The following is a 7,368-nucleotide window of genomic DNA, read 5'->3' on the forward strand; positions in this document are numbered from 1 at the left end:
GTTGTTTGTAGTCAGTGCTCATTCAGTGCGATGGGCTGACCATGTGGTGCCGGTGTTCCTCGGTGCTGGGCTTGATTGCGGTCGCGGTGACGACGAGCRCCACCAGGCCGGTGATCCAGGATGTCCAGGCGGCCCCCGCTTGCATGGCGTAAGAGCCTAGCCACGGAAAAAGGAACAGCAAGGCACCGAAAGCTGCCTGCACCCACTCCATGACCGGTGTTCCGGGCATGGCCAGATTGATGACACCGCTAACGATCAGCAAAGCGCCGAACACGACCATCAAGGCAGCCGACGAGCCGGCCGCCGTGGTCCAGATGACCGACAGGACAGCGTAGAGCCCGGCGGCAACCGTGACCCAATCCTGCCATCGTGTCCATTTCTTCATAGGAAACCACCTTCTTGATATGAACGGTCCTGCGCTCTCTTGAATTGAACCCGGGCCCCGTTGTTTTGGTCGACGGTTTCGCTGCCGTCATGCGGCACCGCGCGTCGACCGGTGGTGGGGAGGCCTGCACGGCCTCCCCACGTCTCATCGGAGCGGCCGGCGTAGGCTTGAGCAAAACCAACGCCTTGGCGACGCACCCGCTCCCACGGCTGGCCCCGGGATCCGCGCACCGTCATCCTCCCGAAGCTTCTTGTCCCTGGCCCGGTCCGGAACCGGCAGGCAGGCCAGCGCAGGGGGTATCCGCACGCACCGCCGATCATGAACAGGAAGCCCAGGACCCCGAGAACCGGTACGTGGGCGGCGATACCCAGAATCAACAGACCGAAACCCCAGAGTGTCACGAGGATGCCCGTCCATCTGCGAAGCCAGAGCCGGGGAGGCGTCCCCGCCCCCAGTTCCCGCGCCAAAGCAGGGTCCTCGGCAGCCAGATCGTATTCGAGTGCCTGGAGGCGCCGGCGCTCATAGTCCGACAGCGGCATTGCTAGCTTTCCTCCCCTCCCCCGTCGTCTGCGACGGCGCCGTCACGGTCGGACGGGGTTCGGCATCCATCTCCACCGGATCGAGGACAGCTGCGGGTAGCCCGTAGGTGACGAGAAATTCCTCCCGTCGCGCCCGTTGCCGGTTGTCGTGGCCGCCCGCCGGGAGGCCACGACAACAACCCGCTGGGCGAGCCCGCCGAGTTCGCGGAACAGGACGGAACCGGTCGGAACGAATCGTCATGCTTTCCTCACTCCCGCACAGAAACTGAGGGATTCTTCCCAACAAACGTATGTCGTGGTTGGGATAATTTTTTTTATAGCACTGGCCAGGAGGCTAAACAACAGACTGTGACGCGTGCAACAAACGAAAGGAATTTGGGGTCGTTTGGTCGCTACGCCGGCCAGTAACTGACCGTGTGCCATCACTTTAATTGGGGCATTTCCGTTCGGGAGTTCCTAACGTAGTGTTAGCCCAGACACGGGTGGTCTCCTCCATCGGAGCGCACGTGCACCGACCCCGAGACCCGTCAGCCGTTCCGAAGCAGCAGCGGCGATAGCGGGGACTCTGAAAGCGATCATAGAGAACGTGAGGGACAATGCTGACTCTTACACCTGCTGGACATCGACCGATAACCCATAGTTCCGGCATACCGGGACGCAAGGCCCCTCAACTTTGTGGTCCTGGCTGCACGTGGACCGGACCACAGACTCCACTACGTCGAACAGGGCCCCGCTCCGCGTCCACTGGCTGATCCATGCACAGCGGTCGCGCTCTGGATCCGGGTTGCCATTGTCGCGGCGCTGCCACACCTTCCGGCCCGTGCGATCGTAAAGCGGTGTTCTGAAGGCTTGGCGGCTAGCCCCGCGGGACGGCGTGGGAGCCGAGGCCAAAGCCATTCAGGGCGAGGAGCCTTCCACGATGATTCCGGCACCATCCGTAGGTGCGGCTGGCGCCACAGTTAATCCTTTCCTCCGACGTCGTTTTGAGCGCCGTCTGTCCCCCGGATTTACCGGGCGTTTTGTGCTTGGTGTGTGGCAGCCGACTTTCATACCATCGCCCCCGGAATACTCGCCAGTAGGCCGAGCGCCTAAGTACCCTGAGTTTCGTCCGCGTGTGGTGGACCTCACAAACGACGTAAAGAATCGCAATGACGACCTGATGGCCGGGACGCAAAGCCGCGCCCCGGACCTGACAAGTAAAGACCACGCGGCTCGTTTCCCGATCCAGGAGGATGCCCATGACCGGTACTTTCGAACTCTTCGCAGACGAGAACATGAGCTTCAGATTCCGTCTCAAAGCAAAAGACGGCACCGTAATGGCCCTTTCCAGGTCATTTCCCGACAAACCCGCTGCTGTCGCCGGCATCACGGCCGTTCGCGAGTATGCCGGGATGGGACTTATCACCGACCTCTGCCCCGAAATCCCCGCCCACGGATCGCCACCCAGGTCAGATCCCGCTCCCCCGATCATGACTCCGCGATACCAGGCTGACCACTCAGCCGATGCCCCAGGCCCTGCCGTCCACCGGAATAAGGCTGCCTGAACGTCAACACGACACAGCCAGCGAAGAGGATCGCTTTGCCGCCTGGGCTCAGTGTGGGCGAGGGACGGACGACCTGATTCCAGCTCGGCGGTGCGCTGTGGGCATAGGTGACCCTTTGCCGGCTGCCGTGCCTCTCGCCTGTACGCTGTGGGCGCAAATGAAGCGGAACGACACAAGAGTGAATGTTTTCCGAATGTACCGTTCATGGCCCTATCCAGGGACCGATCCTGAAGGTCGTCGATGCGTCGAGATCCCTTCCACGGCCGAAGCCAAAACGCTCGTCCGGCCGCGCTACTCGGCTGTTGTACTAGCGACACTCCCCGCTGCCGTGGACAGCTCCCACGGCGAGGCGTGTCGAGGTAAGCCGTTCCTGATGGATGTCCGGCGGATTTGTCCGTTCAAGGTACGGCACGGCGGACTTACCGGTGAGAGGCTTCGGTTCGCACGTCTGGACACCCCGAGGTTGACCGCCGGACTACAGCTTTTGCGCCGCCAGTTCCCTGCCAAGGTTTACGCCGGGGGCCCCCGATTCGGAGGTCACGGGGCGGAGCGACGGGAGCATCTGGGTGGGCGGCAAACCGCCGTTGTCCATTTGACGGCCGCTGTCTCCGACGGCACCGGCGATGAGCTTGACGAGTGACGGGGACGGGCCAACGCCGAATTCCTGTCTCAAGTCGGCGGAGAAGCTCCGATACGTTTTAAGGGCGGAGACAAGGTCGCCGGTCGCAAGGTGGGCCTGTATCAGCAAACGGTACGAGGACTCCCTGAAAGGCTCCAGGGCAATGGCCAGTTTGCTCGCAGCCTTGGTTTCCTCGGTGTTTCCCTGACTGAGGTGGTATGACGCAATGGAGTCGAGGGCCGCTGTACGAAGAGCCCGGAACCGTTCCTGTTCGACCAGAATCCAGTCCTCGTACCATCCGGGAAGAAGCTCCGCAGTCCGTAGCCGTTCCCATCTCGGGTACGAATCGCTCAACTCAGCTCCCGGGGCTTGAAGCTCGCGTTGAAGGTCCGTGATATCAACGAGCACGTGCTCACCGAGGGTGACGGAGACATCCGTAGTTCCGTCAGCATCGAGCAGGCCGGGGAGCTCGTGATTGATGTGCCAGATGCTCACCCTGAGACCGACGGCCGCCTGGGCCTCGGACGAGTCAGGCCAGAGAAGTCCGGAGAGGAACGTCCGCGGCCGCTCGCCGAGCAGGGCCAGCGCGGTGATAAGGCGTTGCTGCCGATGTGCTACCTTCTGCCGCCGGCCGGCCCGGGTCAGCATCCACCCGTTGAGCAGGGTCAGGGACCACTGCGGATCTGATGATAAAACCACGTCAATACCACCCCAATCGACCGCCGAATCACCGTAGGGCAAACGTCATTTGAATAGACACTATCGAATAATGACCAGCCCGGTCGCGAGTGACCGCTACTTGAATCAGGGCACCCTATCCGATGCCCTACTTACCAGGTCCAGGGGTTTCGGCAGGACCGGGGTCGCAAAGGCTGCCTACATCCCGCGTTTGAGTCCGCCTCTGGCTTGGAAGTAGAGGGCAACCGTTGAGTCCAGTTTGGACTCATCAGGAGGGCGTATGCGATCAGTGGGGCCCGAGGGCTGTTCCGGCCCGGGAGCGCCCGCCGGAACCCGGCTGACCTCAAGGTTGCCGAGCAACACTGTTTTTGCCCTAACTTTCCGAACAGGATCCCGAATCTCCATGACTGCAACTGATTCATTCTTCCCGTCCCCGACCGTGAGCGCTTTTCATCTGGGTCCCTTGAGCATCCATTTCTACGCCCTGTGCATCTTGGCAGGGATCGCGCTCGCCATCTGGCTCACTTCCCGACGTTGGACCGCCCGGGGCGGCGAGGCCGGGCAGGTGCTGGACATTTGCCTCTGGGCGGTGCCCGCAGGGATCATCGGGGGCCGGATCTACCACGTCATCACCGATCCCGAGCTCTACTTCCTTCCGGGAAAGAATCCGTGGAATGCCTTTGCTATCTGGGATGGCGGCTTGGGGATCTGGGGAGCCGTGGCCTTGGGGGTAGTGGGTGCGTGGATCGGCTGCCGCAGGGCGAAGGTGTCTTTGGTGGCGTTCCTGGACGCAGTGGCGCCAGGGGTGGTTTTTGCCCAGGCCCTGGGCCGGTGGGGTAACTGGTTCAACAACGAGCTCTACGGGGATCCGACGACCCTGCCGTGGAAACTCCAGATCCATCAGATGGATGCTGCAACTGGCTCGGCGGTGACCGATCCCTCGGGCGCGCCGGTGGTCCTGGGCTATTTCCAGCCCACGTTCCTCTACGAGTCCCTGTGGTGCGTCGTCGTCGGGCTTCTTCTTTTGTATGTGGACCGGCGCTTCACTCTCGGGGCGGGAAGCGTGTTCTCCCTGTATGTCGCCGGATACACGGCGGGGCGCTTCGCTTTTGAACTGATGCGCTCCGACTACGCCAACCTGATTTTGGGGCTCCGGGTGAACACCTGGGTTGCCGCCCTGATTTTCCTGGCGGGCGCCGTCGCGTTCGTCCTGCTGTTCCGGCGCAGACGCTCGACGGCCGTGCCCGGGGATTCCGCGCCGGACTCCTCTGAACCGCTGGCTACCGGCAGCTGACCCTCWGAGCCCGCATGACGGCGCGGAACCGACCCAGCCCGCACCCCGCCCACGTGTGCGATTTGCGGGCAATGCTCACCACCCGGGCACTTGAGAGACGCGGGGCACTACGCCCGACAACCAACCCGATCCATCGCCAGAGAACCTGAGGAAGATATGTTCAATCGGATACGAATTCGGCCTTGGCCCCGTGAACGAGGCATGCTTCCGCACGGTGCTGGGTCCGATCCGGCCCGGAGCCCTGCGCCGGCCGCTGTGACTTCCGGCAGGAACCCGCTCYTGGAYACGGGAACAACGCTCGGCCGGATCCTGCTCTTCCTCGGCGTGAGCGCCGTCTGCGGGATGCTCGTGGCCGGCCTGATGGTCCCCGCCGCAGCGGTGGCCGGGATCACAGCGAGCGGCTCGGCCCAGTTCTTCAACGGGCTGCCCAGTGAGCTGACTGTGGCACCTGCCGGGCAGGTGACGAGGGTACTCGCAGCAGACGGATCCCAGATCGCGACGCTGTTCAACGAGAACCGCACCCAGGTTCCCCTCGAGCAGATGTCCCCGAACATCAAGAACGCCATCGTCGCGATCGAGGATTACCGCTTCTACCAGCACGGSGGCATCGACCCGACCGGSATCCTGCGCGCCCTCGTGACGAACAGCGGCGGGGCCCGGCAGGGCGCCTCCACGTTGACCCAGCAGTACGTGACCAACGTGCTCAACGAGAACCTCATCGCCCAGGGCAAGGACGCCCAGGTCGTGCTCAACGGCCAGAAGACCATCAACGACAAGCTCCGGGAGATGAAGCTCGCCATCGGCCTCGAGAAGCAGTTCACGAAGGACCAGATCCTCGCCGGCTACCTCAACATCGTCGGCTTCAACGCCAACGCCTACGGCATCCAGGCCGCCAGCCAGTACTTCTTCTCCGTTGACGCCAAGGACCTTACGGTGCCCCAGGCGGCCCTGCTCGCCGGCCTGGTCAACGGACCCTCGCTGTTCGACCCCACCCAGCACCCGGTGGCGTCCAAGACGCGGCGGGACCTGGTGCTCGATGCCATGCTCCAGCACGGCTACATCAACCAGCGGCAGCACGACGACGCCGTCAACACCCCGATCCAGCTGAAGGTCAACCCGCCCAAGCAGGGCTGCGCCTACGCCGTCCAGGCCCAGTACTTCTGCGATTACGTCCTCCACCAGATCCAGAACGACCCGGCCTATGGCGCGACACAGGAGGACCGRATCCAGAAGATCATGCGCGGCGGCCTGACCATCAAGACCACCCTGGACCCGCGCCTCCAAGGACCCGCCCAGGCCCAGGTCGACTCCACGACCGGGACGAACCCGGACAAATGGGGCGCCTCCCTCGTGACGGTCCAGCCCGGCACAGGCAAGGTCCTCGCCATGGCACAGAACTCCCGCACGCTCGCCGGCCAGGGCACAAGCTTCGTCTCGACCTACAACTTCAACGTCGACCGCGCGGACGCCAACGGCAACGACCTGGGCGGCGTGGGCGGCATGCAGCCCGGCTCGACCATGAAGCCGGTGACCCTCGCGGCCTGGCTCGGCGAAGGCAAAACAACGAACCAGATTGTCGACGCGTCAAGGCGTCGCTACGGCGTCAACTACCCGTGGAAGACGACATGCGGGGCCGTCCATGGCTGGTTCGACAGCACTCTTCCACCCTCCACGGACCTGCAGAACGACGAACCCGGCTGGTACCGGCCCATGACCGTCCGGCAGGGCATCTACAACTCAATCAACACCGCGACGTTCGCGTCCCTCGCCGGCCTGAACGACTTCTGCGACGTCCAGCGGGCGGCCGACGCCATCGGCCTGCACCTGGGCGACGGGAACGACAAGAAGATCGACCTCTCGACCCTGGGCAAYATCCTGGGCAGCCAGAACGTCGCCCCCCTGACGATGGCCAACGCCTTCGCTACCTTCGCCGCGGACGGCACGTACTGCGCACCCATCTCGATCGCCGAAGTCGACGACGCCTCGGGCAAGAGAATCGGCGGGCAGGCATCCGCATGCCAGCCGAACGCCCTGAAACCGGATGTCGCGAAGGCCACCACCAACGTCCTCCAGGACGTGCTCACCAAGGGCTCCGGCCTGCTCATCCCGCAGAAGCTCGGCGTCCCGGACGCCGCCAAGACCGGCACCAACCAGTACAACAACCAGACCTGGGTCCTTGGCTACACGAAAGGCCTGGCAACGGCGTCCTTCTTCGGAGACCCCTTCAACGGCGGTCCCTCGCGGCTCGGACGCGACATCACGGTCAACGGCAGATACTACCCCGTGGTGGACGGGGCCTACATCGCCGG

6 protein-coding genes are annotated in these 7,368 nt (G+C 63.6%); 3 read left to right on the top strand and 3 right to left on the bottom strand.

Features of this window, described 5'->3' with window-relative positions:
• Nucleotides 1-22: 22 nt before the first annotated feature.
• Both AB4068_RS15315 and AB4068_RS15320 read right to left on the bottom strand, forming a co-directional pair.
• Nucleotides 23-385, bottom strand: a complete 363-nt coding sequence (locus AB4068_RS15315; protein WP_441433817.1) for an SPW repeat domain-containing protein — start codon at nucleotides 383-385, stop codon at nucleotides 23-25.
• A complete protein-coding gene (locus tag AB4068_RS15320; protein ID WP_441415431.1) occupies nucleotides 382-924 on the bottom strand; it encodes a DUF3040 domain-containing protein in 543 nt (180 codons plus the stop codon). The genes AB4068_RS15315 and AB4068_RS15320 overlap by 4 nt, the downstream gene beginning before the upstream one ends.
• Before the next feature lie 1,238 nt (nucleotides 925-2,162).
• Here AB4068_RS15320 and AB4068_RS15325 point away from each other — a divergent pair.
• On the top strand, nucleotides 2,163-2,468 hold the full coding sequence (locus tag AB4068_RS15325; protein ID WP_441433818.1) for a YegP family protein: 306 nt from the start codon (nucleotides 2,163-2,165) through the stop codon (nucleotides 2,466-2,468).
• Nucleotides 2,469-2,943: 475 nt separating this feature from the next.
• Here the strand turns inward: AB4068_RS15325 and AB4068_RS15330 are convergent, their stop codons facing one another.
• The gene (locus AB4068_RS15330; RefSeq protein ID WP_441433819.1) at nucleotides 2,944-3,786 is read right to left on the bottom strand and encodes an AfsR/SARP family transcriptional regulator; all 843 of its coding nucleotides are present in this window, start codon (nucleotides 3,784-3,786) and stop codon (nucleotides 2,944-2,946) included.
• Nucleotides 3,787-4,168: 382 nt separating this feature from the next.
• Between AB4068_RS15330 and lgt the strand changes: the two genes are divergently transcribed.
• Together lgt and AB4068_RS15340 are read left to right on the top strand one after the other, a co-directional pair.
• A complete protein-coding gene (gene lgt, locus AB4068_RS15335) occupies nucleotides 4,169-5,059 on the top strand; it encodes a prolipoprotein diacylglyceryl transferase (protein WP_441433820.1) in 891 nt (296 codons plus the stop codon).
• 201 nt (nucleotides 5,060-5,260) lie between these two features.
• Nucleotides 5,261-7,368: transglycosylase domain-containing protein (locus AB4068_RS15340; protein ID WP_441433821.1), on the top strand; the 2,108-nt coding region annotated here is incomplete at its 3' end.

Origin of the sequence: Arthrobacter sp. 2RAF22, assembly GCF_052115325.1 — a bacterium.
Classification (GTDB): domain Bacteria; phylum Actinomycetota; class Actinomycetes; order Actinomycetales; family Micrococcaceae; genus Arthrobacter.

What these genes read in the sequence shown, in the direction of transcription:
- AB4068_RS15320 (WP_441415431.1), bottom strand. Translation starts at nt 924, where the DNA reads ATGCCGCTGTCGGACTATGAGCGCCGGCGCCTCCAGGCACTCGAATAC.
- AB4068_RS15325 (WP_441433818.1), top strand. Translation starts at nt 2,163, where the DNA reads ATGACCGGTACTTTCGAACTCTTCGCAGACGAGAACATGAGCTTCAGA.
- lgt (WP_441433820.1), top strand. Translation starts at nt 4,169, where the DNA reads ATGACTGCAACTGATTCATTCTTCCCGTCCCCGACCGTGAGCGCTTTT.